The sequence below is a fragment of the Pantoea sp. DY-15 genome, assembly GCF_019795935.1.
GTDB lineage: Bacteria > Pseudomonadota > Gammaproteobacteria > Enterobacterales > Enterobacteriaceae > Pantoea > Pantoea leporis.
Genome location: NZ_JAIMIF010000001.1, coordinates 473,526 through 499,186, shown reverse-complemented (window position 1 = coordinate 499,186; position 25,661 = coordinate 473,526). Strand labels below are relative to the sequence as shown.

24 protein-coding genes are annotated in these 25,661 nt (G+C 55.1%); 10 read left to right on the top strand and 14 right to left on the bottom strand.

Features of this window, described 5'->3' with window-relative positions; genetic code table 11:
- Position 1: 1 nt before the first annotated feature.
- Positions 2-967: an isoaspartyl peptidase/L-asparaginase family protein gene (locus K5Y32_RS02435; protein WP_222181704.1), complete on the bottom strand. Its 966-nt coding sequence runs from the start codon at positions 965-967 to the stop codon at positions 2-4.
- Between the two features lie 359 nt (positions 968-1,326).
- Between K5Y32_RS02435 and moeA the strand changes: the two genes are divergently transcribed.
- Together moeA and moeB are read left to right on the top strand one after the other, a co-directional pair.
- A complete protein-coding gene (moeA, locus tag K5Y32_RS02430; protein ID WP_304623981.1) occupies positions 1,327-2,562 on the top strand; it encodes a molybdopterin molybdotransferase MoeA in 1,236 nt (411 codons plus the stop codon).
- Positions 2,562-3,311 (top strand): molybdopterin-synthase adenylyltransferase MoeB, encoded by a 750-nt coding sequence (gene moeB / locus K5Y32_RS02425; protein ID WP_222181702.1) that lies wholly within the window; start codon positions 2,562-2,564, stop codon positions 3,309-3,311. The genes moeA and moeB overlap by 1 nt, the downstream gene beginning before the upstream one ends.
- Before the next feature lie 194 nt (positions 3,312-3,505).
- Here moeB and K5Y32_RS02420 read toward each other — a convergent pair whose 3' ends face one another.
- The 7 genes from K5Y32_RS02420 to mntR all read right to left on the bottom strand — a co-directional run bounded on the left by K5Y32_RS02420 (position 3,506) and on the right by mntR (position 12,037).
- On the bottom strand, positions 3,506-5,098 hold the full coding sequence (locus K5Y32_RS02420; RefSeq protein ID WP_064741202.1) for an ABC-F family ATPase: 1,593 nt from the start codon (positions 5,096-5,098) through the stop codon (positions 3,506-3,508).
- A gap of 192 nt (positions 5,099-5,290) precedes the next feature.
- Complete coding sequence (locus K5Y32_RS02415) at positions 5,291-5,692, bottom strand: H-NS family nucleoid-associated regulatory protein (RefSeq protein ID WP_101761007.1); 402 nt, start codon at positions 5,690-5,692, stop codon at positions 5,291-5,293.
- 417 nt (positions 5,693-6,109) lie between these two features.
- Positions 6,110-7,639 carry an efflux transporter outer membrane subunit gene (locus tag K5Y32_RS02410; protein WP_222181701.1) on the bottom strand — a complete coding sequence of 510 codons (1,530 nt, stop codon included), beginning with the start codon at positions 7,637-7,639 and terminating at the stop codon, positions 6,110-6,112.
- A gap of 1 nt (position 7,640) precedes the next feature.
- Positions 7,641-9,209 carry a DHA2 family efflux MFS transporter permease subunit gene (locus tag K5Y32_RS02405; RefSeq protein WP_101761009.1) on the bottom strand — a complete coding sequence of 523 codons (1,569 nt, stop codon included), beginning with the start codon at positions 9,207-9,209 and terminating at the stop codon, positions 7,641-7,643.
- On the bottom strand, positions 9,206-10,333 hold the full coding sequence (locus K5Y32_RS02400) for an HlyD family secretion protein (protein WP_176970930.1): 1,128 nt from the start codon (positions 10,331-10,333) through the stop codon (positions 9,206-9,208). Before K5Y32_RS02400 ends, K5Y32_RS02405 begins: the two co-directional genes overlap by 4 nt.
- Before the next feature lie 115 nt (positions 10,334-10,448).
- Positions 10,449-11,558, bottom strand: a complete 1,110-nt coding sequence (locus K5Y32_RS02395) for an SLC13 family permease (protein ID WP_137385455.1) — start codon at positions 11,556-11,558, stop codon at positions 10,449-10,451.
- Positions 11,559-11,578: 20 nt separating this feature from the next.
- Positions 11,579-12,037 carry a manganese-binding transcriptional regulator MntR gene (gene mntR / locus K5Y32_RS02390; protein WP_101761012.1) on the bottom strand — a complete coding sequence of 153 codons (459 nt, stop codon included), beginning with the start codon at positions 12,035-12,037 and terminating at the stop codon, positions 11,579-11,581.
- A gap of 201 nt (positions 12,038-12,238) precedes the next feature.
- Here mntR and K5Y32_RS02385 point away from each other — a divergent pair, with 201 nt between their 5' ends.
- Positions 12,239-12,433: a hypothetical protein gene (locus K5Y32_RS02385; protein WP_101761013.1), complete on the top strand. Its 195-nt coding sequence runs from the start codon at positions 12,239-12,241 to the stop codon at positions 12,431-12,433.
- Positions 12,434-12,573: 140 nt separating this feature from the next.
- On the opposite strand, the gene ompX is transcribed toward K5Y32_RS02385, so the two are convergent.
- Entirely contained in the window at positions 12,574-13,086 is a 513-nt protein-coding gene (gene ompX, locus K5Y32_RS02380; RefSeq protein ID WP_222181700.1) for an outer membrane protein OmpX, read from the bottom strand.
- A gap of 379 nt (positions 13,087-13,465) precedes the next feature.
- Between ompX and rhtA the strand changes: the two genes are divergently transcribed.
- The 6 genes from rhtA (at position 13,466) to ybiO (ending at position 20,118) form a co-directional block, all read left to right on the top strand.
- On the top strand, positions 13,466-14,374 hold the full coding sequence (gene rhtA / locus K5Y32_RS02375; RefSeq protein WP_101761015.1) for a threonine/homoserine exporter RhtA: 909 nt from the start codon (positions 13,466-13,468) through the stop codon (positions 14,372-14,374).
- A gap of 297 nt (positions 14,375-14,671) precedes the next feature.
- Positions 14,672-15,175 carry a DNA starvation/stationary phase protection protein Dps gene (dps, locus tag K5Y32_RS02370; RefSeq protein WP_036620516.1) on the top strand — a complete coding sequence of 168 codons (504 nt, stop codon included), beginning with the start codon at positions 14,672-14,674 and terminating at the stop codon, positions 15,173-15,175.
- 322 nt (positions 15,176-15,497) lie between these two features.
- A complete protein-coding gene (gene glnH, locus K5Y32_RS02365; protein ID WP_036647919.1) occupies positions 15,498-16,244 on the top strand; it encodes a glutamine ABC transporter substrate-binding protein GlnH in 747 nt (248 codons plus the stop codon).
- Between the two features lie 85 nt (positions 16,245-16,329).
- The gene (gene glnP, locus K5Y32_RS02360; RefSeq protein ID WP_007887744.1) at positions 16,330-16,989 is read left to right on the top strand and encodes a glutamine ABC transporter permease GlnP; all 660 of its coding nucleotides are present in this window, start codon (positions 16,330-16,332) and stop codon (positions 16,987-16,989) included.
- Positions 16,986-17,708 (top strand): glutamine ABC transporter ATP-binding protein GlnQ, encoded by a 723-nt coding sequence (gene glnQ / locus K5Y32_RS02355; protein WP_110865810.1) that lies wholly within the window; start codon positions 16,986-16,988, stop codon positions 17,706-17,708. Before glnP ends, glnQ begins: the two co-directional genes overlap by 4 nt.
- 133 nt (positions 17,709-17,841) lie before the next feature.
- Positions 17,842-20,118, top strand: a complete 2,277-nt coding sequence (gene ybiO, locus K5Y32_RS02350; RefSeq protein WP_222181699.1) for a mechanosensitive channel protein — start codon at positions 17,842-17,844, stop codon at positions 20,116-20,118.
- 2 nt (positions 20,119-20,120) lie between these two features.
- Here ybiO and rlmF read toward each other — a convergent pair whose 3' ends face one another.
- Entirely contained in the window at positions 20,121-21,047 is a 927-nt protein-coding gene (gene rlmF / locus K5Y32_RS02345) for a 23S rRNA (adenine(1618)-N(6))-methyltransferase RlmF (protein WP_210080601.1), read from the bottom strand.
- Positions 21,048-21,174: 127 nt separating this feature from the next.
- Here rlmF and K5Y32_RS02340 point away from each other — a divergent pair, with 127 nt between their 5' ends.
- Positions 21,175-21,804: a flavin reductase family protein gene (locus K5Y32_RS02340; protein ID WP_137385452.1), complete on the top strand. Its 630-nt coding sequence runs from the start codon at positions 21,175-21,177 to the stop codon at positions 21,802-21,804.
- Positions 21,805-21,919: 115 nt separating this feature from the next.
- On the opposite strand, the gene hutH is transcribed toward K5Y32_RS02340, so the two are convergent.
- The 4 genes from hutH to K5Y32_RS02320 are packed head-to-tail and all read right to left on the bottom strand — an operon-like array spanning position 21,920 to position 25,653.
- Positions 21,920-23,401 (bottom strand): histidine ammonia-lyase, encoded by a 1,482-nt coding sequence (gene hutH, locus K5Y32_RS02335; protein ID WP_222181698.1) that lies wholly within the window; start codon positions 23,399-23,401, stop codon positions 21,920-21,922.
- Positions 23,398-24,192 carry an ABC transporter ATP-binding protein gene (locus K5Y32_RS02330; protein ID WP_101761021.1) on the bottom strand — a complete coding sequence of 265 codons (795 nt, stop codon included), beginning with the start codon at positions 24,190-24,192 and terminating at the stop codon, positions 23,398-23,400. The genes hutH and K5Y32_RS02330 overlap by 4 nt, the downstream gene beginning before the upstream one ends.
- Before the next feature lies 1 nt (position 24,193).
- Positions 24,194-24,922, bottom strand: coding sequence for an ABC transporter permease (locus K5Y32_RS02325; protein WP_101761022.1), 729 nt, complete (start codon positions 24,920-24,922; stop codon positions 24,194-24,196).
- Between the two features lie 11 nt (positions 24,923-24,933).
- A complete protein-coding gene (locus K5Y32_RS02320) occupies positions 24,934-25,653 on the bottom strand; it encodes an ABC transporter permease (RefSeq protein WP_101761023.1) in 720 nt (239 codons plus the stop codon).
- Between the last annotated feature and the right edge of the window lie 8 nt (positions 25,654-25,661).

Genomic DNA, 25,661 nt, shown 5'->3' with positions numbered 1-25,661 from the left:
CTTAGCTGTCGCGGTAAATCGCTACCTCAACATCGCCATTCACATAGGCGAATCCGCGATACATGCCTTCGCTGTTAAACGGCAGCGCCACATTGCCTGCGGCATCAATGGCAATCAGCCCGCCGCTGCCTTCCAGCTCTTGCACTTTGTCATGAATGACGTTGGCGGTGGCCTGTTGCAGCGAGCGTCCGGCGTAATGCATCTGCGCCGCCACGTCGTAAGCGGCGAGCGTACGGATAAACACTTCGCCGGTACCGGTACAGGAGACCGCTACGGTGTCGTTGCTGGCGTAGCAGCCTGCGCCGACTAAAGGCGAATCGCCCACACGACCGGCCTGTTTGTTGGTCATGCCGCCGGTTGAGGTGGCGGCCGCCAGATTACCCTGAAGATCGAGCGCGACCGCACCGACGGTGCCGAATTTGCGATCCGGGTCCAGCGGATCGTCGCTGTGACTGTTTGCTTCGCCATCGTGATCCAGCACCATCTGCTGGCTGTGCAGCGCGCGCTGCAACTGCTCCCAGCGCTCCGGCGTGGAGAAGAAATCGGCGTCGACCGGCGCTAAACCTTGCTCAGCGGCGAAAGCTTCTGCGCCCGCACCGATAAACAGTACGTGCGGGCTGTTCTCCAGCACCTTACGCGCCGCCAGAATCGGATTGCGGATGTGGCTGACGCCCGCGACCGCGCCGACGTCCAGCGTGCGACCATCCATAATGCTGGCATCGAGTTCATGCGTGCCTTGATGGGTGAACACCGCGCCCTTGCCCGCGTTAAACAGCGGACACTCTTCCAGCAGGCGTACGGCTTCGGTAACGGCATCTAACGCGCTGCCGCCCGCCGCAAGAATTTGCTGGCCTGCGGTAACGATTGCGGTGAGTTGCTGACGATAGTGCTGCTCTTTTTCGGCGCTCATTGCCGCACGCATAATCGCGCCTGCACCGCCGTGAATTGCGATAACTGCTTTAGCCATAACCGGTACCCTGTTAAGGAATCAGAACCAAAAACACTGATTTAGAATGGTTTTCATCTTTTTTTGGCAATTTTCGACTATAGAAAGGCACCCTCATCTTGTAAAGCAGAAACTGCCTGCGCGGTCATAACCTTTTATTGTGGATTATGCTTTTTTGGTTGTGATGTGCTTAGCGGATGCGCACCTGTAAAACAGGAAAACCATTTTTACCGTTCGTACTTTTCGTGGCGGCGCGATTTATCGCGCGATAAATTGCGCCGCCACGAAATGTGCAGTGATTGAGTAAAGTGCACTCTCGCTTAACGGCCACGCATTACCCATAATAGACCGCATCTGAAATTAACCAGGCAGAGATGGACATGGAACCTTTTACCGCAGGATTAATCTCCCTCGAAGACGCGCAGCAAAAGATGCTGCAACAACTGACGCCGATTAGCGATTCGATCAACGTCTCGCTGTTTGAGGCCGCCGGACGCATCACCGCCAGGCCGATTAGTTCGCCGCTCGATGTGCCCTCGTTTGATAACTCGGCGATGGATGGTTACGCGCTGCGTCTGGCCGACATCGCACCCGATCGCGTGTTCCCGGTGGCCGGTAAAGCCTTCGCCGGTGCGCCGTTTAACGGTGCGTGGCCTGCGGGCAGCGTGATCCGCATCATGACCGGCGCGCCAATTCCCGCCGGTTGTGATGCCGTGGTGATGCAGGAGCAAACGGAGCAACGCGACGGCGGCATTGTGATTACCGCGCCGGTGCAGGCTGCACAAAATATTCGTCGCATCGGTGAAGACATTCAGGTGGGCAAATTGGTGCTGGACGCCGGAGTGCGCCTTGGTGCGGCCGAACTGCCGCTGCTGGCGTCGCTGGGGATTGCTGAAGTCAGCGTGCTGCGCAAACTGCGCGTGGCAATCTTCTCCACCGGCGATGAACTGCAGGCAGTCGGCCAGCCGCTGGCGGAAGGTCAGATTTACGATACCAACCGCTTTACCGTGGCGTTAATGCTTAACAAGCTGGGCTGCGAAGTGATCGATCTCGGCGTGATTGCCGACGATCAGGCGGCGCTGCGTACCGCCTTTACCGAAGCCGATCGCCAGGCCGATGTGGTGATCAGCACCGGCGGCGTGTCGGTTGGCGAAGCCGATTTCACCCGTGCGATACTGGAAGAGCTCGGCGCTATCACCTTCTGGAAACTGGCGATCAAACCGGGCAAACCCTTTGCTTTTGGTCGCCTGGCCAACAGCTGGTTCTGCGGTTTACCGGGCAATCCGGTTTCTGCGGCGGTAACCTTCTATCAATTAGTTCAGCCGCTGCTGGCCACCTTAACCGGCCAAACCACGCGCATCATGCCGTTACGCCAACGTGCGCGCGCCACCCAGCGTTTGAAGAAATCGCCGGGTCGTCTCGACTTCCAACGTGCGATTCTTAGCCGCGGTGACGATGGCGTGCTGGAAGTGCGCAGCACCGGTGCGCAAGGTTCGCATGTGTTCAGCTCGTTCGCGCTGGCCAACTGCTTTGTGGTACTGGAGCGCGAGCGCGGCGATGTGGAACCGGGCGAATGGGTGGAGATCGAAGCCTTTAATAGCCTGCTGGAGGGCTAATGAGCGTTGAGTTGAGCGATGAAGAGATGCTGCGCTATAACCGTCAGATTGTCCTGCGCGGTTTTGATTTTGATGGCCAGGAGAAGTTAAAGGCGGCACAGGTGTTGGTGATCGGCCTCGGCGGACTCGGCTGTGCGGCGGCGCCCTATCTGGCATCGGCGGGTGTGGGACATCTCACGTTGCTCGATTTCGACAGCGTTAGCCTCAGTAATCTCCAGCGTCAGATCCTGCACAGTGATGCGAAAATTGGCGTAGCGAAAGTCGCCTCGGCGCAGCAGCAGTTGGCGGCAATTAATCCGCATTGCCAGCTGGAGCCGATTGATGCGCAGCTGGATGACGCGCAGCTCAGCACGTTAATTGCGCGCCATGATGCGGTGGTGGATTGCACCGATAACGTCGATACCCGCGAGCAGATCAACCGCCTCTGTTTTCAGCACAAGGTGCCGCTGATTTCCGGCGCAGCGATTCGCATGGAAGGCCAGCTCAGCGTGTTTACCTGGCAGCCCGGCGAGCCGTGTTATCGCTGCATCAGCCGCTTGTTTGGCGATCAGGTATTAAGTTGCGTGGAAGCCGGCGTGATGGCGCCGTTGGTGGGTGTGGTCGGTGCAATTCAGGCGATGGAAACCTTAAAAGTGCTGACGGCGTTCGGTCAACCCGCTAGCGCACGCTTATTGATGTACGACGCGATGAGCGCGGAGTTCCGCAGCATGAAGGTGGCGCAGGATGCGCATTGTGAAGTGTGTGGTTAATAAGGTCGCCATGAATGACGACCTTACGCGAGGTATAACGCTGGCAGCTGACGTGAATAAAGACGTGAATGCCGGGTCCGGAGTAAAGCCTCCGCCGCAGGGATGCGGCGGACGAGGTTACGGGGAAGTATTTACACCGTCGTTACGCAGCGACCCGGCATTTTCGCCTGATCGGCGCCGAAACCTCACAAACCTTAAACAATGCCCTGACTGCGCAGGTAATCTTCATAATTACCCGTGAAGTCGATAATACGATCGGCTTTCATCTCCATCACGCGGGTAGCCAGCGAGCTCACAAACTCACGGTCGTGCGAGACGAAAATCAGGGTGCCTTCGTACATCTCCAGCGCCATGTTGAGCGACTCGATCGATTCCATATCCAGGTGGTTAGTCGGTTCATCCATGATCAGGATGTTTGGCTTTTGCATCATCAGCTTGCCAAACAGCATGCGACCCTTCTCACCACCGGACAGCACCTTAGCGGGCTTGTTGATCTCGTCGTGACCAAACAGCAGACGACCAAGAATACTGCGCACCGCCTGTTCGTCATCGCCTTCCTGCTTCCACTGGCTCATCCAGTCGAATACCGTCAGATCGTCAGCGAAGTCTTCCGCGTGATCCTGGCCGTAATAACCAATGCGCGCATTCTCAGACCATTTCACTGTGCCGCTATCCGGCGTATGTTCACCGACCAGCGTTTTCAGCAACGTAGTTTTACCGATACCGTTGGCACCGAGAATCGCCAATTTCTCGCCGACTTCTAACATCAGGTTGAGTTTATTAAACAGCGGACCGTTATCAAAACCTTTGGTCAGCGCTTCAACTTCCAGCGCATTACGGAACAGCTTCTTATCCTGATCAAAACGGATAAACGGGTTTTGACGGCTGGAGGCTTTAACTTCTTCCAGCTTAATTTTATCAATCTGTTTGGCACGCGAAGTCGCCTGACGCGATTTAGAGGCGTTGGCGCTAAAACGGCTAACAAACGATTGCAGATCGGCAATTTGCGCTTTCTTCTTGGCGTTATCCGATAATAAACGTTCGCGTGACTGGGTAGCCGCGGTCATATATTCGTCATAATTACCCGGATAAACGCGCAGTTCACCGTAATCCAGATCCGCCATGTGCGTGCACACCATATTCAGGAAGTGACGGTCATGCGAAATGATGATCATGGTGCTGTTACGTTCGTTGAGCACTTGCTCCAACCAACGAATGGTATCGATATCCAGGTTGTTGGTCGGTTCATCGAGCAACAAAATATCAGGATTGGCAAATAATGCCTGCGCTAAAAGGACACGCAATTTCCAACCCGGCGCAATTTCGCTCATCGGGCCGTAATGCTGCTCCACAGGAATGCCAACGCCCAGTAATAATTCACCGGCACGTGATTCTGAACTGTAACCGTCCATCTCGCCGTATTCGACTTCAAGGTCGGCCACTTTATAGCCTTCCTCTTCGCTCATTTCTGGCAATGCATATATACGGTCACGCTCTTGCTTCACTGCCCACAATTCATTGTGGCCCATGATCACGGTGTCCAGCACACTATATTGCTCGAAGGCAAATTGGTCCTGACGTAACTTACCGATACGCTCATTTGGGTCGAGGGAAACATTTCCACCCGTTGGCGCCAAATCGCCGCCCAGTATTTTCATAAAGGTAGATTTACCGCTGCCGTTCGCACCGATTAAACCGTAACGATTACCGCCGCCAAATTTAACGGAGATATTTTCGAACAGCGGCTTACTGCCGAACTGCATGGTGATATTGCTGGAAACTAACACGGCATTGACCTTTGTTACGCAGTGGAGGAAAAAACAGCGGGCATTATGCCAGAAGCGGGCACCCGGACGCCACCTCTGCGCCAGAGGCAGACGTTACGTTGGGCTAAAGGTGTTGTTGCTCATAAAGAAATAAAAACAACAAAAAAGCCGGGGGCATTTGCCCCCGGCTCCCACTTACAAGGATTGTGCGGATTATTTGATCAGGAAAGTGTCGAGGCTTTTACCTGAATCCAGCGCTTTTTTAATCGCTGCTGGTGTACGGCCCTGACCGGTCCATGATTTTACTTCACCGTTTTCGTCGGTGTAGGAATATTTTGCCGGGCGTGGTGCACGCTTAGCGCGTTTTTTACCAACTTCCAGAGCGCCCAGTAATTCGTTCGGGTCAATACCATCAGCCAGCAGCATTTCGCGATATTTAGACAGCTTCTCTTCTTTTTCGCGGTTCTGCGCTTCTTCAGCGTTTACTTCGTCACGACGTTCAGTCACGACAACCGTTAATTTTTCCAGAATTTCTTCCAGATCGCTCAATGGCAGTTCACGAGCCTGTGCACGTAATGTGCGAATGTTGTTCAGAACTTTAAATGCGTCACTCATCACAATGTCCTTGCTTAAGGGGGTTAAATAAACTGTAGTGGCAAGATTACCTAATTCAAATAAAAAAATAAATTAATTTTATTGCCCGGATTAATCTGAAGTTGCTTACATATTTCTTACGTTAGGGTTTAAAACGCGGATAACCGCTTTAATTAACCCTGAATTAACAACCGTAATGTGTTCCATATGTAGCAACTGGAATCGATTTCAAAGCAATATTCCCAGGTAATAAACAATCATTTAGCGGCTATTACGCGCTGCAGCATTAGTGAGCATAATGGTAAGCAAGGATTAATGGTGTAACGTAAAACCTGTTTTCATCACGGATTATTATATTGCCCGGGATGAGAGAAGAATCTCATTTTTTCATATCATGCCGATAAAAAAAGCCGGTGTTTAACCGGCTGCTAAGGGAAATTAATGCACTTCCGTTGCGGGACCAAACACAGAATAGTCTGGCAAAGTGACGTTTTGATAAGGTTCCCAGCCACCGCCCAGCGCTTTATATAACGCCACTAAATCAAGTGCACTTTGCATGCGCGCCTGCGTCGATTGCGCTTTAGCTTGCGCCAGTTGTCGCTGCGCATCTAATACATCGAGGAAGGTGGAAATACCCTGACGATAACTGTCGCTGGCCAAATCAAATGCGCGTTGCAGTGCGCCGGTGGTTTCATCCAGCGCTATAACCTGCTGCTGATCGGCGCGATAGCTTACCAACGCGTTCTCCACATCCTGCAGCGCAGTTAATACCGTTTGCCGATAATCAAGCGCCGCGCTGGCTTGCTGCGCGCGCGCCAATTTTACGCTGGAGACTAAACGGCCGCCCTGAAAAATTGGAATCGACAGCGACGGACCAACGCTAAAGAAGTGGCTGCTCCAGTCATCCAGATAGCTGGCATCGGTATTTCGCACACCCAGTTGCCCGGTGAGCGACAAGCTGGGGAACAGCTCGGCAACGGATACGCCAATATTCGCGGTCTGCGCATGCAGCGTGGCTTCAGCCTGACGAATATCTGGACGTCGCCGCGCCAGCGTCGACGGAATGCCCACCGGCACCAATTTCGGCAAATCAGGCAGCGGTTTTTTGTTCATCAGTTCGTTATCCAGCGCGCCCGGTGTTTTACCCAGTAGCACCGCCAAACCGTTCATTGCCTGCAACTGCTGCGCCTGATATTGCGGCAGCTGCGCATTCAGCGAGGCTAATTGCGCGCGGGCATTTTCCACATCCGTGGTCGGCGCTAAGCCGTTTTGCTGCTGGCTCTTTGTCAGTTCCCAGGTTTGCTGCGCGACCTCAATTTGCTGCTGCAAGGTGGCCAACACCGCCTGCGAACCGCGCAGTTGCAGATAGGCGCGCGCCACTTCGGCTTCCAGCGAGACCAGCGCATCGTTGCGTTGCTCAATGGCCGCCTGCTGCTGAGCATCCGCGGCTTCCATCTGGCGGCGTACTTTGCCCCATAGATCCAGCTCCCAGCTGGCGTCAAAGCTGCCCTGATACAGGGTGACGGAATGGTCTAAACCGTTGAGCTGGCTGGCGACATCGCTATCAACCTGGTCATAAACGCCGTTGGATTTCAGCAAGCCTTTTAAACCGAGCTGCTGACGGGTCACTTTTGCCGAGCCGTTAAGCGAAGGGAATAACCCACCGCGCGCCTGCGCCAGCTGCTCACGCGCCCCGGCAATACGCAGCACCGATTGTTGCAGCGTTAAGTTGCCGGCAATAGCGCGCTCAATCAGGCTATCAAGCTGCGGATCGTTAAAGCTTTTCCACCACAGCGGATTGGTCGCTGCCGCCAGCGGCTTAGACGCTTGCTGTGAAGGCAAATCATGGTAACCGCCCGGCGTGTGCGCCTGCGGCGGCTGATAATCAGGTCCTACGGCGCATCCGGCCAGCAACAGTGACAGCGCCAGCAACGTCAGTGACGGCGTAGAGCGCGAAAACTTACTCATTTTAATGTGCTCCTGCACTGCCTTCGCTCTTGATCGGCGAAAGCAACCAACAAAATGGAATCAATAGCAACGCCACGATACTCAGGCCCGTAAATACGTCGATGTACGCCAGAATACGGGCCTGCGCGATCATCTCCTGGTAGAGCTGCCCGCTCGCCAGCACCAGCGGATCGCCCACTGCGGTGGTGAAATTACGGATCGAATCAGCCCAATGCTGCAGCGTGAGATTGTAAGGCTCATTGAGCGGCGACATGTTGTGCACCATGTTGGCCGATCGCGTCTGCATGCGTTCGGTAATGCCCGCCGTCGACAGCGAAATTCCGATCGAACCCGCGACGTTACGGAACATGGTGAACAGCGCCGACGCATCGGCGTTTAATCGCTGCGGCACGGTGATGAACGCAATGGTGGTCAGCGGCACAAACAGGAAGCCAAGGCCGATCGACTGCGCGCTGCGCATTAACACCAGCGTGGTGAAATCAACGTTGGGCGTAAGCCGAGTGGAATAGAAGAAGGCGCTGGCAAGGCAGGTGAAGCCGAACGCGATGATATAGCGCGTTTGCACAATCGGCATCAGCTTCAGCACGATGGGTATCGTCAGCACAATCAATATCGCGCCGGGCGACAGCACCAGCCCCGACCAGGTTGCGGTGTAACCGAGATCCTGTTGTGCCAGTTGGGGAAGTACCACCGAACTGCCGTACAAAATCATCGCCATGCCCGCCATCAGTAAGCCCGCCACCCAGAAGTTACGATCCTTCATAACGCTAAGATCGACCACCGGTTTGCGTGCATACAGCAGCCAATAAATGGCGCCGATAATGCCGATCACCGCCAACATGGCGAACAGGCGAATGAAGTGGGAGGCAAACCAATCTTCATCTTCGCCACGATCGAGGAACACCTGCAAACAGCCAAGTCCCAGCGTGATCAGGCTGATGCCAATGTAGTCGATCTTCAGGCGGCCTTTATCCCACTTGCGCTCCCACGGCGGATCTTCCAGCAGCTGGTAAATTGCCATTACCGTCAAAATACCGACTGGAATATTAATGAAGAACACCCAGCGCCAGCTGTAGTTGTCGGTGATCCAGCCGCCGAGCGTCGGACCAATCACCGGCGCGACGATAATCGCAATCGACGATAGACCAAAGGCTTTGCCGCGATCTTCCGCTTTGAAGTAATCGAGCAGCACCGATTGCTGTACCGGCTGCAATCCGCCGCCAAAAAAGCCCTGCAGGATGCGGAACAGAATGATCTGCCACAGCTCCGTTGCGATGCCGCACAGGAAGGAGCAGATGGTGAACATCACGATGCAAATCAGGAAGAACTGCTTGCGGCCAAAAAGGCGGCTGAAGAACGCCGAAATGGGCAACACGATGCCATTCGCCACCAGATAAGAGGTTAAAACCCAGGTCGATTCGTCGTAGCTGGAGGAGAGCGAACCGGCAATGTGCGGCAGCGCGACGTTGACGATGGTGGTGTCGAGGATCTCCATAAACACCGCCAGCGTCACCGTAATGGCGACCAGCCACGGATTGCTGGCCGGACGCCAGCTTTCGCTCGCACTCATTCCACTGTGACCTTCGGCTCAACCGACAAGCCCAGCGGCAGCGGATGATTGGGATCCAATCCTTTATCGATGACGATTTTCACCGGCACGCGCTGCACGATTTTCACGTAGTTGCCGGTGGCGTTTTCCGCCGGGAAGGTGGAGAAGCGGGAACCGGATCCCATCTGCACGCTATCAACATGCCCTTCCAGCTTCATATCCGGCCAGGCATCGACGCTGATTTCCACTTTATTACCCGGCTTCATGCGCGCCAGCTGCGATTCTTTGAAGTTGGCGTTAATCCAGATTTCAGGTGAAACCAGCGAAAACAGCGCGCTGCCAGCCTGCACCAGCGTGCCGAGTTGCACGTTACGCTTGGTGACGAAGCCATCGTAAGGCGCACGAACCTGGGTATAAGAGAGATTCAATTCGGCGGTGTTGAGCTGCGCCTGCGCCTGCTCGACCTGCTGCTCACGCGCTTCCACATTGGTTTCCTGCTGGCGGATTTGCAGCTTCACCTGAGAAGCCACTTCAACCTGCGCCTTAGCGCTTTGCAGTTGCGCTTCAGCCGAACGCAGCTGCGCGGCGGCGGTATCAATATTGCGCTGTGAGGTGGCACGCGGATCAACGCCGCGCTGGCGACGATAATCGGCCTGGGCGTTAAGCAAATTGGCCTGCGCTTTGGCCTGATCGGCGAGAGCTTGATCGCGCTGTGCCGGATACTGCACGCGGGACAAGGCTAACTGCGCCTGCGCCTGATGCAGCTGCGCCTGGGCCAGACCAAGCTGGGCTTTGGCCTGATCGCGCTGCGCTTCACTGTCGCGCGCATCGATCTCCACCAGCAAATCGCCCTGCTTCACGCGCTGGTTATCGCGTACCAGCAGCTTGACCACATATCCGGCCGCTTTCGGCGCGATGGTCACCGCATTGCCTTCGGTAAAGGCATCATCCGTGCTTTCGATATTGCGCGTGGTGAGCCAAAACCATAATCCCACCACGATCATAATCACCACCACAATGGCGAGAAAAATCAGAGGTTTCTTTCCGGGACGTTTACGTTCTGGTTCGTTGTTATCTTGATGGGTATTGGCGGTTTTTTGCGGATCCTGCTGATCGCGTTCAGACGGTTGATTCTGGTTTTCCATAATTTTTCATCGTAGGCAGTTGTCCCGATTCCCGGGCAAAAACGGTCAACATAACCTTAGATGGGAAATTGACAAATGCCAATGCAACTTTACACAAGCCGACATTGGCACGGTGCTAACGCATGAGGTGTAACAGCAGCCATCCGCCTAACATCGACCAGGCCAGCATCGGGATGGAAAACAAGTGGAAACGCCACCAAACGCGCGCGTCCTGCGCCATCCGCAAGGCAATCAGGTTGGCGAGCGAACCCGGCAATAAGCCAAATCCGCCGATATTCACCGCCCACGCCAGCACCTCCGACGGTGGCACTTTCTGCAAAAGCAGAATGGTGGCGGGAACGTTACTAATGAATTGCGACAAGCCAATCGCCAGCAAATAGATTCCGCCCTCGCCTAGCTGACCGATAGCGGCAAAGTGAGGCTGCAGCCAGGACAAATGCATCAACAGGAAGACATCGATAAACATCGCCACGAACACCAGCAGCAAACTCCAGTCGATGCTGATCAACACGCTGCGCGCCATGATCAGGAAACAGGCCGCCACCAGCAGCAGCGCCCAGCCGGTCATTTTTAGCTCGAGCGCGACGATAAATACGATATACAGCAGCACGCTAATCGTGAACAACGGTTTGCGCCACGCCTGAGTTTCACTCTGCTCATGCTTTTGGATCGCGCGCGCCGGGAAACTCCACCAGGTTAACGCCATCAGCGAAAGCAGTAAAAATGCCGCCAGCGGCGCCATCTGCGCAATGAAACCGGGCACGCTAAGCGTGCCGTGACTCCACAGCAGAATGTTTTGCGGGTTACCAACCGGCGTCAGTAAGGAACCCGCGTTCACTGCCAACGCTTCGAAAATGATCAGGCGCGAAATGGGCAGCCGCGAGAATTTACGCAGCGTCAGCGTGAGCGGCACCAGAATAAACAGCGCAACATCGTTGGTGAGAAAAGTTGAGAGCAACGCGGCGGCGCACACCATGAATAACGCCAATGCGCGTTCATGCTGGAAACGCTGAATCAGACGTGCGCCGAGCACATCAAAATAGCCGCTGTTTTCCAGCCCTTTGGTCAGCATCAGTAAGCCGGTGAGCGTCATGATGGTGTGCCAGTCCACAGCGGAAGGCAGTTGCGACCAGCGGAAATTCGCCAGCGGCAACATGATCACACCCAACAGCAACAACAAATGCAAAATACGATCGCGCATAAAGGAACGAAGCAGATTGGGCATGATGGCGGAAGGCCTTGTAGTTAGCGATTCTCGTAGAATTTCTGGAACACGGCCAGCGTTTCATCACTAACGTGATGCTCCAGGCCTTCTGAATCACGGCGCGCGGTTTCCGGGCTAACGCCCAGCGCCAACAGGAAAGTTTCAACAATATGATGGCGGACGCGGCTCGCTTCAGCCAGCTTCTCGCCTTCGGCGGTGAGGAATACACCGCGATACGGCACTTGCTCAACCAAACCGGTGGTGCCAAGACGCTTTAACATTTTCGCCACTGTCGGCTGGGAAACCCCCAAACGTGCAGCCATATCCACCTGACGCGCTTCGCCAAATTCACGAATCAAATCAGAGATTAATTCAACGTAGTCATCGATCAGCTCACGACGATGCGCCTCGCGCACCTGACGAAATCCTTCGACATGCTCCTCTATCTCTTTTAGCGGGCCCTGGGGCATGTTGGTGGCGATTTTTGCACGACGACTCATCTAACTTCCTCTTTATTATCTGCCGCACTTTACCTGCGGTGCGGGCTGGCTGCGCCCATTGTAAACCAGGCACAAATAAGCACAAATTTTTCCTAAATAGTGTTGGCTAAAGAGTATAGCCAGTGCTATCTTTGTTGATAATGTAAGCGAATAGCTTATAAAGGCTACAAAGAAATGTCGTCATTCACTCGGGAGGTGAACATGACTACCATGAAAAACTGCCTCGACTGTGGCAAATGTTTCCAGGCTGAACAGAGCAAACCGGCTTTTGAGCTGAAATCGCTGCTGTGCCTGTTGACCCGCTCGCCTTTTGCGCTGCGCTTGATGCTGATTGAAAAGCTCACCGGCAAACAACTGGTTGAACGTCCGTGCCCAAAACTTATCTGGCGCGGCTAACATTTTCGAAGCATACAAATTCCAATAAAGCCCGCTCACGAAGCGGGCTTTGTGTTTCTGGCGGCAGGTAAATCGTTAATCGCGCCCATAAAAAACGGCCCCGAAGGACCGTTTGTTGTGCAACTGGTCTAAGCAAGAACTTAGAAGCTGTAACCTACGCCAGCAATCCAGGTGCCAACGTCGACGTTGCGGATACGGCTCTGCTCGTAGCCTACGTCAACTGCGATGTTCTCGATTGGGTTGAACTGCATACCCGCACCGTAAGAGAAACCGTAGTCGCTTGAATCAGATTTAGAACGTACTGCGGTTTCGTTCTGCTGATATTTGCCGTAGCCCACACCAACAACACCGTAGATGCTTGCCCAGTCGTTCAGACGGTAAGCTGGACCACCGGTGATGCCGTAGTACTGGCCTTTGTTATAAACGCCAGCATCAGTACGATCTTTCTCGGTATAGGTGAAAGAACCGATCCAACCCAGTGGGTTAGAACCGTCTTCGTAACGATATTTCAGGTTGAAGCCGTTTGCTTTGTTAGCAACGCCTTGATAATCGCTCTGAGCGTAACCACCGGTAACGGTGCTTTGTGCCATGGCAGAACCTGCAGAAACTGCAAGTACACAAGCCAATGCTGAAAGACATGCAATTTTTTTCATAACCACCTCAAATGTGAATATACTTCTCTCCTGACAACGCTATAAATATAACAAAAAACAGCAAGAAACTCTGCCCGCATTTTGTTGTCTAACAGATTGTTTGGTGTAACAGAAAGTTAATGAAGTTTCCTATGTCATTCATTTTACTTATAAAAAGCATCATATTCCTGCAGCATAAATTTCGATCACAAAAAATGCCTTTAAGTAAATTCCTAAACTAACCTGACGTTTCTTTACGGAAATGGCACTAAAAATGGCCAAATTCTGACCTGTCAGCGCGTTTTATTTCCCCGATTCGCGTCTCCTTATTTGCCTGAGATTCCATTACACTGGGCGCTTGTTGCTCTACTGTTAATAAATAAAAGGAATGGATTACAGGATGTCTGCCCCTCTGACGACCAAAAATATGGCCCCGGTGTTGTTCCCTATTGCTGTGCTGCTGATTGCCATGCTCTCACTACAGGGCGGCGCTTCACTGGCAAAATCGATGTTTTCCACCGTTGGCGCCACCGGCATTACCGCGCTGCGTCTTGGTCTTGGCACCCTGATTCTCTGCATTATCTTTAAACCCTGGCGTTTGCGCTTCACGCGCGAGCAGCGCAAACCGCTGCTGATGTACGGTTTAGCGCTGGGCTGCATGAACTATCTCTTCTATTTAGCGATTCGCACCGTGCCGCTGGGCGTTGCCGTCGGATTGGAGTTTTTGGGTCCGCTGACTTTGGCGTTGATCGGCGCGCGTCGTCCGCTTGATTTTCTTTGGGTGTTGCTGGCGGTGGCGGGTTTGTGGTTCCTGTTGCCCATCGGTGAAGGGATGAGTCATATCGATCCGCTCGGTGCGTTGCTGGCGGTAGGCGCGGGTGCCTGCTGGGCGGTGTACATCCTTGCAGGACAGCGTGCCGGCGCGGAGCATGGTCCGGCGACGGTGGCGATGGGTTCGCTAATTGCCTCGGTGATTTTTGTGCCGCTCGGCCTGACCTTTGCCGCGCCGGGCATCTGGCATTGGGAAGTGTTGCCGCTGGCGCTGCTGATCGCCCTGCTCTCCAGCGCCATTCCCTATTCTTTAGAGATGATGGCGCTGACACGACTGCCGGCACGCATTTTTGGTACCTTAATGAGTCTGGAACCGGCGATGGCGGCGTTATCAGGCATGTTATTCCTGGGCGAGCTATTGACGCTGAAGCAGTGGATTGCGCTGCTGGCGATCATCATCGCCTCGGCCGGTTCAACGCTCACCATGAAACAAAAAAGCGCAAAAATAAGCGAAGTCGACATTACGCATCCGCAATAAATATTCAATAATTCAGCCTGCTGCGCGGCAGGCTAAATATAGAAGCATTCTCATTATCATTTTTAACGCGGTATTAAGATTTTTCCGTTATTATTTTGCAACACGTTTAATAAATAATTAACATGCCTCACAAGCATATGTTTTAAATGAAATAATCATCAAGATGCACAATCCCTGAGCAATATTAAGGTTTATCTATTCCTGTCATTGATTTAATCAACCCTGCAAGTTAAAAAACTGCTGCTATACTTATTTCCGTGCTTGATTAGGACAACCATCAATAAGAGGACATTAATGATGAGTACCGCAAAACTGGTTAAAACTAAATCGTCTGATCTGATTTACACCCGTAATGACGTCGCTGACAGCGATAAAAAAGCGACCATCGAGGTGCTCAACCGTCTGGTAGTGGAGTTTATTGACCTGTCGCTGATCACCAAGCAGGCGCACTGGAACATGCGTGGCGCCAACTTTATTGGCGTACATGAGATGCTGGATGGTTTCCGTACCGCCATTACCGATCATCAGGACACTATCGCTGAACGTGTAGTTCAGTTAGGCGGCGTGGCGCTGGGTACCACTCAGATCGTCAACGATAAAACACCACTGAAAAGCTATCCGTTGAACATTCATAGCGTGCAGGATCACCTGAAAGCGCTGGCCGATCGCTATGCGATTGTGGCGAATGACACGCGTAAAGCTATCACTGAAGTCAGCGATGAAGATACCGCTGACATCTTCACTGCGGCATCGCGCGATCTGGATAAATTCCTATGGTTTATCGAATCGAATATTGAATAAATTTCAGTGTTATAACGAAGGCGGGTTATCCCGCCTTTTTTTACGTCTGTAACATTGTGGTGCTTTTTTTGACGTTGTTAACATTTCCTTAATCCCTTCTTTCGCTCTCCCCGCCCTTGGTGCAAACTGTGCCTGCACCACAACAGCACCACGCACCTAAATGAAGCACCAATACGGTGCAAAACTTTTCCTCTGCGCAAAATCGTGTCAGCAAGTGCTTAAAACTACTGATTTCGAGCAAAATGAAAAGTTGGCATAATTTTTTCATATGATAGGCCGTACATCGGGCCACCAGGCCTGAGGGGTAATAAGGAAAAAAATGATGAAGTCATTGATTAAAGTCTCCGTGGCCGCGCTGGCGCTGGCCTTCTCGCTTTCCTCCACCGCAGCAGACAAAAAACTGATCGTCGCAACCGACACCGCATTCGTTCCCTTTGAGTTCAAACAAGGCGATAAATACGTCGGTTTTGACATCGATCTGTGGGATGCCATCGCGAAAGAACTGAAACTCGATTACGCCTTCAAGCCAATGGATTTCAGCGGCATTATTCCTGCGCTGCAAACCAAAAACATTGACCTGGCGCTGGCGGGTATCACCATCACCGAAGAACGTAAAAAAGCCATCGAGTTCTCTGACGGCTACTACAAAAGCGGCCTGCTGGTGATGGTGCGCGAGAATGAAAAAGACGTTAAGAGCATTGACGATCTGAACGGCAAAGTGGTGGCGGTGAAGAGCGGCACCGGTTCGGTGGATTACGCCAAAGCGCACATCAAATCGAAAGACCTGCGCCAGTTCCCTAACATCGACAACGCGTACATGGAGTTAGGCACTAACCGTGCTGACGCCGTACTGCACGATACGCCGAACATCCTGTACTTTATCAACACCGCCGGTAAAGGCCGCTTCAAAGCGGTAGGCGAGTCAATTGAAGCGCAGCAGTATGGCATCGCGTTCCCGAAAGGCAGCGACGACCTGCGTGAAAAAGTGAACGGCGCCCTGAAAACTCTGCGCGATAACGGCACTTACAACACCATCTATAAAAAATGGTTCGGTACTGAACCAAAATAATTGCGGCCTGAGCCGATTTTTCCAGCAGGGAGCCTGACACTCCCTGCTTTTTACATTTCCACGCAACAGATTTTGGAGTCACACCATGGAGTTTGACTGGAGCGTCATTTGGCCTGCCCTGCCGATTTTAATCGAAGGCGCCAAAATGACCCTGCTGATCTCGGTCCTCGGCCTGGTCGGCGGTTTAATTATCGGTTTAGTTGCCGGTTTTGCCCGCGCCTACGGCGGCTGGATCACCAACAACATCGCCTTAGTCTTCATCGAACTGATTCGCGGTACGCCAATCGTGGTTCAGGTGATGTTTATCTACTTCGCCCTGCCGATGGCTTTCCCGGATCTGCGTATCGATCCGTTCAGCGCGGCGGTGGTCACCATCATGATCAACTCCGGCGCTTATATCGCGGAAATCACGCGCGGTGCGGTACTGTCGATTAATAAAGGCTTCCGTGAAGCGGGTCTGGCGCTGGGTCTGTCGCGCCGCGAGACCCTGCGTTATGTGATCATGCCGCTGGCCCTGCGCCGTATGCTGCCACCGCTGGGTAATCAGTGGATTGTCAGCATCAAAGATACGTCGCTGTTTATCGTGATTGGCGTGGCCGAACTGACGCGTCAGGGTCAGGAGATCATTGCCGGTAACTTCCGCGCGCTGGAGATCTGGAGCGCCGTTGCCATTATCTATTTGGTTATTACGTTGGTGTTGAGCTTTGTGCTGCGCCGTATTGAGAAAAGGATGAAAATTCTGTGATTGAATTTAAAAACGTCTCGAAGAATTTCGGCCAGACTCAGGTTCTGCACAACATCAACCTGAAGATTAATCAAGGTGAAGTCGTGGTGATTATCGGGCCTTCCGGTTCCGGTAAATCCACGCTGCTGCGCTGCATCAACAAGCTGGAAGAGATCACCACCGGCGAGCTGGTTGTCGATGGCATGAAGGTGAATGATCCGAAAGTGGACGAGCGTCTGATTCGTCAGGAAGCGGGCATGGTGTTCCAGCAGTTCCATCTGTTCCCACAGATGAGCGCGCTGGATAACGTCGCCTTTGGCCCGATTCGCGTCCGTGGCACGAAGAAAGAGGAAGCGCATAAGCTGGCGCGTGAGCTGCTGGGTAAAGTTGGCCTCGCCGAGCGCGCGCACCACTTCCCGTCTGAGCTTTCCGGTGGTCAGCAACAGCGTGTGGCGATTGCCCGTGCGCTGGCGGTGAAGCCGAAGATGATGCTGTTTGATGAGCCAACCTCAGCGCTGGATCCCGAGCTGCGTCACGAAGTACTGAAAGTGATGCAGGATTTGGCGGAAGAAGGCATGACGATGGTCATCGTCACGCATGAAGTCGGTTTCGCCCAGAAAGTGGCTTCGCGCCTGATCTTTATCGACAAAGGCACCATTGCAGAAGATGGCAACCCGGACGATCTGATCACCAACCCGCCAAGCGATCGTCTGCGCGAGTTCCTGCAGCACGTTTCCTAATCCGTAGGGTCGCCATTCATGGCGACCTTCTTCTTATCCGCATCCAACACAATTTTCCTTTCAGAATCTTAACCTTCCATCACTGACTATACTTCTCTCTTGTGCCGCTGCGCGAAGCTAAAGGAGAAAAGCGATGTCGTCTGCCAGCCCACCATGGCGTTTAGCCGTGTGGTTACTCTTCAGTTTGTTCACTCTGTTTCTCATTCCCCCGGCGCAGGCCGTTAATCTGCCGCAGGCGGCCGTCGCAGCACAGCAGTCGCAAACTCCATCAGCAGATAACAAAGCCGAAGGCGAACCCAGCCTGGACGAGAAAAAAGCCGCCTATGCCGCGCTGGCGAATATTCTGGATAACAACGCCTCGCGTCAGGAACTGATCGATCAGTTACGTCAGGCTGCCAACAGCCAATCCACCAGCGACCAACCGGTGCTGGCGCCGCCGCAGGCCAATCAGGACGATCTCACGGTACTGGAGAGCGTCACCAGCGTAACGCGTGAATACGGCGGCGCGGTGGCCGCACAGTTTGTGCAACTGCATGACAACATCACCAATGCGCCACACAAATCCTTTAACCAGCAAACCTTTTTCAACGCGCTGAAATACTTTGCTGCGCTCTCCGCCGCGGTGTTTGCATTTTACTGGCTGACACGCCGCCTGATGTGGCCGGTGTGGCGCCGCATGGGCCGCTGGGGACGCGATCAAAACCTTGAGCGCACCAAGTGGCTGCACTTGCCCGCCACTATCTTGATGGCCTTTGTGCTCGATATTGTGCTGCTAGCGCTGACGCTGTTTGTCGGTCAGATCATCAGCGACAACTATCACAACAACAACCGCACCATCGCCTATCAGCAAGGCCTTTTCCTTAACGCCTTCGCGCTGATTGAGTTCTTTAAAGCGGTGCTGCGGCTGATATTCTGCCCGCGTTTCCCTACGCTGCGCTTCTTCCACTTAACCGATGCGCGCGCCAGCTACTGGAACACACGTTTGAGCTGGCTAAGCGGCATCATCGGTTACGGTTTACTGGTGGTGGTGCCGATTGTCTCCAATCAGGTGAATATTCAGGTGGCGGCGCTGGTCAACATGCTGATTATGGGGATCATGACCGGCTGGGCGCTGTGGCTGATTTTCCGCAACAAAAGCAACATCCATCATGAACTGTCGCGTCTTGCCGATCGCAGCTTGAGCTTCTTTGCGCTGTTCATCCGCGCCTTTGGCATGGTGTGGCACTGGCTGGCCAGCGCCTACTTTATCGCGCTGTTCCTGTTCTCGATCTTCAATCCCGGCGACAGCCTGAAGTTTATGATGTCCGCCACGGTGCGCAGCCTGGCGATCGTGGTTATCGCCGCGCTGATTTCCGGCATGCTGACGCGCTGGATTGGCAAAACCGTCACGTTGTCGCCCGACATGCGCCGCAACTATCCCGAGCTGCAAAAGCGCGTGAACGATTGGGTGAAAGCGCTGCTGAAACTGGCGCGCGTGGTCACGGTGTTTGCCACGCTGTTGCTGCTACTCAACGCATGGAATCTGTTTGATCTCTGGCACTGGCTCACACTTGGCGCCGGCCAAAAAATGGTGGATGTGCTGATTCGTATCGTGATCATTGTGCTGCTGTCGGCAGTCGGCTGGACGCTGCTGGCAAGCCTGATCGAAAGTCGCCTCGCCTCGGATTCGCACGGCCGCCCCATGCCGAGCGCACGCACCCGCACGCTGCTGACGCTGTTTCGTAACGCGCTGGCGGTCGTAATAAGCACCATCACCATTATGATTTTACTGTCGGAAGTAGGCGTGAATATTGCGCCGCTGCTAGCCGGTGCCGGTGCGCTCGGTCTGGCGGTATCATTCGGTTCGCAAACGCTGGTGAAGGACATCATCACCGGCATCTTTATCCAGTTTGAGAACGGCATGAACACCGGTGATTTAGTCACCATTGGCCCAATCACTGGCACGGTGGAGCGCATGTCGATTCGCTCGGTGGGCGTGCGTCAGGATACCGGCGCGTATCACATTATTCCGTGGTCATCGATCACCACCTTCGCCAACTTTGTGCGCGGCATCGGCTCGTTCGTGGCGAACTACGATGTGGATCGCAGTGAAGATACCGAACGCGTTAACCAAACGCTGCAGGGCGCGGTGAAAGAGCTGCTGGAGAACCCGGAAATTCGCGGCATGGTAATTGGCGAGCCGAGCTTTGCCGGATTAGTGGGATTAACCAACCAATCCTTTACCGTGCGCGTGTCATTCACCACCCAGCCGCTGAAGCAGTGGACGGTACGTTTTGCGCTGGATGATAAGGTGAAGAAGCATTTTGATGCGGCCGGCATTAAAGCGCCGCATCAAACGGTAGCAGTGATGCAAACCGGCAGCGATATTACCACCGCTGCCAGCTTACCGGCGTTGCCGCCGACGCAATGAGGTTAGCGTTTCAGCCGTTTGGCGCGCGTCGCCGGCGGCTGGAACGTCCAGGCGATAAAGCGGCTCTGCTTCTGACCTTGCGCCATTTCGATGATGCGCACTTCATAAGCATCAAGATCGCGCAGCTGGTCGCGCAGCGCCGGTAAATTCTCTTTGCGCGAGACCAGCGAGGTGAACCAAATAATGGCGTCTGAGTGCGTCACGCTTTCAGCGATCATTTGACCAACGAACTTGCGCTCTCCGCCGTCACACCACAATTCGTTGTGATGGCCACCAAAATTAAGCGGCGCATTTTTGCCTAAGCCAAGGTTGCGCGTTTTGCGCTGACCCACGCTGGCCGCCTCTTCCGCAGATGAATGGAAAGGCGGATTGCACAGCACCGCATGATAGCGTTCATTCTTATGCACCACGCCGGCGAAAATCGCCGAGGCCTCTTTTTGCCGACGCAGACGCACGCCGCGCTGCAAGCCCGGATTACTCGCCACAATCTGCCCGGCCACGGTAATCGCTTCGGCGGTGATATCGGTGCCGGTGAAGCGCCAGCCATATTCGGCGTTGCCAATCAGCGGATAGATGCAGTTCGCGCCGCAGCCGATGTCCATTACATCCAGATCGCGTGGAACCACGCCGCCGTTGTCGCTCGCCAGCAGATCGGCCAGCGCATGCACGTAATCGGCACGGCCCGGCACCGGCGGCGTCAGATAACCTGTAGGTAGCTGCCAATTGAGGTTGTAGAACAGCTTCAGCAGCGCCTGATTCAGCAGCATCACCGCTTCAGGATCGGCGAAATCCACCGACAACTCGCCGTAGCCGTTGGGACGCACTTTCACCGCCAGCGGCGGATGGGCTGCGGTCAGAGCAGCAAAATCATAACGGCCCTGGTGGCGGTTACGCGGATGGAAAGGTGACGTGGCGGCTGGCTTGTTCATAGTTTCTCCGGAAAATAGCGCGGGCGTAAGATACTCTGGCTAGCGGCATCGCACAATGCGCTTAATCGAATTCACCGTATTAGATGAGATTAGTGCACCACACTCAGGTTCTCTTATAAGGATGGTTATGACTCGTCAGCGTTACTCTTATCAGCCCCGCGCGGGACACGGTTTGCCGCACGATCCGTTGAACGCCATCGTCGGCCCTAGACCAATCGGCTGGGTCAGCTCGCAAAGCGCCAGCGGGGTTCGCAATTTAGCGCCCTACAGCTTCTTTAACTGCTTTAACTATCATCCGCCGATTATTGGTTTTGCCAGCAGCGGCTGGAAAGACAGCGTACAAAATATCTCAGAGACCAAAGAGTTTGTCTGGAATCTGGCCACGCGTCCGCTAGCCGAGGCGATGAATGAGAGCTCCGCATCGGTGCCGTCCGAACAGGATGAGTTTGCGCTGGCGGGATTAACGCCGCTTGCAGCGTCACACGTCAATGTCAGCATGGTGGCGGAAAGCCCGGTGAATTTTGAGTGCAAGTTGACGCAGTTGATTCAGTTGCAGGATGCCCAGGGCCAGCCGATTGATAGCTGGCTGGTGCTGGGCGAAGCGGTCGCCATTCATATTGATGAAGCCCTGCTGGAAGAGGGTATTTATCAAACGGCCAAAGCGCAGCCGATCCTGCGTGCCGGAGGCCCGTCGGCCTATTACGGCATCAGCGAAGAACTGCGTTTCGATTTGGTGCGGCCGGATGCCCGCCGCTGATTGTCGGCCAGGTCGCCATAAATGGCGACCCTACGACCGGATTTATACGGTCGCCATAAATGGCATCGGATTTTGTAGGGGCGCCATTTATGGCGACCGTCTGAAACACCACGCCTTACAAACCGCTCTTCAACACCTCTACCGCCCGCGCAATCTCCGGTGCCAGCCAGCGGTCTTCCTGCCAGTTGGCAACCACCGCGCGCAGGCGACGCAATGCCTGCGCCGTTCCCTGCGCCAGCTGATCTTCGCCGTGGAAATCCAGCGCCTGCGCCGCCAGCAGATACTCGATCGCCAGAATCTGCCACACGTTGCCCACCAGCTTCAGCAGCTTCAGCGCCGCGCCGGTGCCGAGGCTGAGATGATCCTCCTGCAAACCCGACGTCACATAGTTATCCAGCACCGCCGGCTGCGCCAGCTGGCGATTTTCCGCACAGAGTGACGCCGCCACATACTGCGCAATCATCATGCCGGAGTTAACGCCCGGCTGCGCCACCAGAAACGCCGGCAAGCCGCTCACCAGCGGATTGACTAACCGATCGAGCCGCCGCTCGGCGATGCTGCCAACTTCCGCCATGGCAATCGCCAGCAGATCCGCCGCCATCGCCACCGATTCGCCGTGCGGGTTAGCCTGCGACACCACGCGCCAGTTATCCGCCGTGCCGAGCACCAGCGGATTATCGGTGCAGGCATTGAGTTCGGTTTCAATCTGGCGCGCCGCGTGATCGAACTGATCGCGGCTGGCGCCATGTACCTGCGGCATGGATCGCAGGCTGAGCGCATCCTGAGTGCGAATGCCGACGCTGGCCGCCAGCAGCGGGCTATCACTCAGCAGTGCGCGTAAGCGCTGACCGCTTACCTGCATGCCCGGACTGGCTTTCAGCGCGATCACTTCGGCATCAAAGGCCACCCGCTGTCCACGCAGCGCCTCAAAACTCATCGCACCGGTGACATCGGCCCAATCCAGCAAACGCGCCGCATCATCCAGCGCCAGGCAGGACAAGCCGGTCATGCACGGCGTGCCGTTGACCAGGCTCAAACCCTCTTTGGCCCCCGGACGATAAGGCTGTAATCCCGCCAGCGTTAACGCCTGCGCCGCGGGCATGATCTGGTTTTGATACTCCACGTCGCCGACACCAATCAGCGCCAGACCGATATGCGCCATATGGCTGAGGTAGCCGACCGAACCCTGCGACGGCACCTGCGGCGTAATCTGCTGATTGAGCAGCGCCAGCAGATGCTGCACCAGCGCCACCGACACGCCCGATTTGCCGTGGCTGTAATTGGCAATCGCCGCGCACAGAATGGCGCGCGCCTGCTCACGCGTCAGTAGCGGCCCCACGCCACAGGCGTGACTCAGCAGCGTATTGCGCGACAGCTGGCTGAGCTGATCTTCCGGCAGCGTGATGTTGCACAGCGCGCCGAGGCCGGTATTGATGCCGTAAGCGATCTGGCCGCTGGCGACAATCTCATCGACAATCGCGCGCCCCTGCGCAATGCGCTGCCAGGCGCTGACGCTCAAACTGAGTTCCGCGTTGTGCCGCGCCACCTGCACCAGCTCTTGCCAGGTTAATGAGCTGTCGCCCCATACGATGGTCATGCTGGCTGCTCCGCGCCGTGATGGCTGGAGATAAACTGCTTAAAGCGCTGCGATCCCTGGGCGCCAAACATCTCTTCCGGCGCGCCCTGACAATCAATGGTGCCCTGATGCATAAACACCACGCGGTTGGAGACGTTGCGCGCAAAGCCCATTTCGTGCGTCACCACCAGCATGGTGCGCCCCTCTTCCGCCAGGCTGCGCATCACTTTCAGCACTTCGCCCACCAGTTCCGGATCGAGCGCCGAAGTCGGTTCATCAAACAGCATCACTTCCGGATCCATCGCCAGCGCACGGGCAATCGCCACGCGCTGCTGCTGGCCGCCCGAGAGCTGCGCCGGGTAGAAATCCTTGCGATTGAGTAAGCCAACGCGATCCAGCAGTTGCTCCGCCTGGGCGATGCAGCTTTTCTTGTCGCGCTTCAGCACATAGTGCGGCCCTTCAATGACGTTTTGCAGCACCGTCATGTGCGACCAAAGATTAAAGCTCTGGAACACCATGCCAAGGCGTGAACGCAAACGCTCAATCTGTTTCGGATTGGCCGCCAGCTGATGGCCGCGCGCATGGCGTTTCATCTCAATGGTTTCGCCGCCGACACTCACCACGCCAGCATCCGGCGTTTCCAGCAGGTTGATGCAGCGCAGCAAGGTACTTTTGCCCGAGCCGCTGGCGCCAAGAATCGAGATGACATCGCCTTGATGCGCCTGTAGCGAAATGCCTTTCAGAACTTCCATCGCGCCAAAGGATTTATGGATATCAGTGGCGGATAAGGTAACGGGTGATGTGGAATGCATATTACTCTCCGGCAAGCGGTTTAACGGCGGGCATCGGCTTTTTTGCGACACGATGCGCCGGGGTCAGACGGCGCTCTAACAGCGCGTACAGCTGGACGATAATAAAGTTGAGAATCAGGTAGATCGCCGCCGCACAGACAAACACTTCCATGGTGCGATAGGTACGCTGAATGATCTGCTGCGCCACGCCAGTCACGTCCCACACGGTGACGAGGCTGGCGAGCGCGGTGGATTTCACCAGCAAAATCGCTTCGGTGGAGTACGCCGGCAACGCATAGCGCAGCATGATCGGCGCGATAATGCGGCGCAGCAGCAGCCAGCGTGACATGCCGCAGGCGAGACCGGCTTCCACTTGTCCAGCCGGCACGGCGAGCAGCGCTCCACGCAAAATCTCAGCGGTGTAAGCTGCCGTACAGAGTGACAGCGCCAGTACCGCGCAAATAAAGGGCTCGCGCAGGAACGGCCAGACGAAGCTGTGGCGGATAACGCCAAACTGGCCAAGACCGTAATAGATGAGAAACAGCTGAATCATTAGCGGCGAGCCGCGAAACACCAGAATGTAGCCGCGTGCGAAGCCGCTCAGCACCCGCCAGCGGCTCATGCGCAGTGACAAAATGCCAATCGCCAATATGCCGCCGCAGAGAAAGGCGCTGATAAACAGGCCAAGCGTCACCGGCAGCGCGGCGCTCAGCTTGAGGAAGGTATCCGAGAGAAAAGCGAAGTCGATCATGCTGCTGCTCCTTAATGCTGCGCCGCAGTGCGACTTTGCCACGCGCGACCAAGGCGCGACTCTGCCCGACGAAACGCATGATTAGACACCAGCGTCAGCACCAGATAACAGGCAGCGCCAACCAGATAAAACGTGAAGTAATCGCGCGTGGATCCCGCCGCAACCTGGCTGGCGCGCATCAGCTCGACGATGCCGGTGACCGACACCAGCGCCGAGTCTTTCAGGCTCATCTGCCACACGTTCGACATGCCCGGCAGCGCGTAACGCACCACCTGCGGCAGCAGAATGCGTTGCGCAATGCGCCAGCGCGGCATGCCAATCGCCACCGCCGCTTCCACTTCGCCTTTGGCCAGCGCCAGACGTGCCGCGCGATACACTTCACCCTGATACGAACCCGAGATGAGCCCAATGGCCAGCGCCCCAATCAGGAACGGCGGCGCTTCGATAAAGCCATCTGCGCCGAACATCTGCCCAACCAGCGTAATCAGGCCGGATCCACCAAAATAGAACAGGTAGATCACCAGCAGTTCCGGGATGCCGCGAAACACCACCGAATAGCCTTCACCCAACCAGCGCAGCCAGCGCTGAGGCGATAATTTGGCGGCCGCCACACCGGAACCGACCACCGCACCAATCATCAGCGCCACCAGCGACAGCAGCAGCGTGGTGCAGGCGGCGCTCAGGATCAGGCGGCCCCAACCATCAGCACCAAAACTCAGCAGGCTCATCATCTTTCACC

Excerpts from the sequence above, each read along its gene's own strand:
- K5Y32_RS02415 (WP_101761007.1), bottom strand. The coding sequence starts at position 5,692 with ATGAGTGACGCATTTAAAGTTCTGAACAACATTCGCACATTACGTGCA.
- moeB (WP_222181702.1), top strand. The coding sequence starts at position 2,562 with ATGAGCGTTGAGTTGAGCGATGAAGAGATGCTGCGCTATAACCGTCAG.
- K5Y32_RS02435 (WP_222181704.1), bottom strand. The coding sequence starts at position 967 with ATGGCTAAAGCAGTTATCGCAATTCACGGCGGTGCAGGCGCGATTATG.
- K5Y32_RS02405 (WP_101761009.1), bottom strand. The coding sequence starts at position 9,209 with ATGAGTGCGAGCGAAAGCTGGCGTCCGGCCAGCAATCCGTGGCTGGTC.
- K5Y32_RS02340 (WP_137385452.1), top strand. The coding sequence starts at position 21,175 with ATGACTCGTCAGCGTTACTCTTATCAGCCCCGCGCGGGACACGGTTTG.
- glnP (WP_007887744.1), top strand. The coding sequence starts at position 16,330 with ATGGAGTTTGACTGGAGCGTCATTTGGCCTGCCCTGCCGATTTTAATC.
- K5Y32_RS02330 (WP_101761021.1), bottom strand. The coding sequence starts at position 24,192 with ATGCATTCCACATCACCCGTTACCTTATCCGCCACTGATATCCATAAA.
- ybiO (WP_222181699.1), top strand. The coding sequence starts at position 17,842 with ATGTCGTCTGCCAGCCCACCATGGCGTTTAGCCGTGTGGTTACTCTTC.
- dps (WP_036620516.1), top strand. The coding sequence starts at position 14,672 with ATGAGTACCGCAAAACTGGTTAAAACTAAATCGTCTGATCTGATTTAC.
- rhtA (WP_101761015.1), top strand. The coding sequence starts at position 13,466 with ATGTCTGCCCCTCTGACGACCAAAAATATGGCCCCGGTGTTGTTCCCT.
- hutH (WP_222181698.1), bottom strand. The coding sequence starts at position 23,401 with ATGACCATCGTATGGGGCGACAGCTCATTAACCTGGCAAGAGCTGGTG.
- K5Y32_RS02400 (WP_176970930.1), bottom strand. The coding sequence starts at position 10,333 with ATGGAAAACCAGAATCAACCGTCTGAACGCGATCAGCAGGATCCGCAA.
- K5Y32_RS02410 (WP_222181701.1), bottom strand. The coding sequence starts at position 7,639 with ATGAGTAAGTTTTCGCGCTCTACGCCGTCACTGACGTTGCTGGCGCTG.
- ompX (WP_222181700.1), bottom strand. The coding sequence starts at position 13,086 with ATGAAAAAAATTGCATGTCTTTCAGCATTGGCTTGTGTACTTGCAGTT.
- K5Y32_RS02320 (WP_101761023.1), bottom strand. The coding sequence starts at position 25,653 with ATGATGAGCCTGCTGAGTTTTGGTGCTGATGGTTGGGGCCGCCTGATC.
- glnH (WP_036647919.1), top strand. The coding sequence starts at position 15,498 with ATGAAGTCATTGATTAAAGTCTCCGTGGCCGCGCTGGCGCTGGCCTTC.
- rlmF (WP_210080601.1), bottom strand. The coding sequence starts at position 21,047 with ATGAACAAGCCAGCCGCCACGTCACCTTTCCATCCGCGTAACCGCCAC.
- mntR (WP_101761012.1), bottom strand. The coding sequence starts at position 12,037 with ATGAGTCGTCGTGCAAAAATCGCCACCAACATGCCCCAGGGCCCGCTA.
- K5Y32_RS02385 (WP_101761013.1), top strand. The coding sequence starts at position 12,239 with ATGACTACCATGAAAAACTGCCTCGACTGTGGCAAATGTTTCCAGGCT.
- K5Y32_RS02395 (WP_137385455.1), bottom strand. The coding sequence starts at position 11,558 with ATGCCCAATCTGCTTCGTTCCTTTATGCGCGATCGTATTTTGCATTTG.
- moeA (WP_304623981.1), top strand. The coding sequence starts at position 1,327 with ATGGAACCTTTTACCGCAGGATTAATCTCCCTCGAAGACGCGCAGCAA.
- K5Y32_RS02325 (WP_101761022.1), bottom strand. The coding sequence starts at position 24,922 with ATGATCGACTTCGCTTTTCTCTCGGATACCTTCCTCAAGCTGAGCGCC.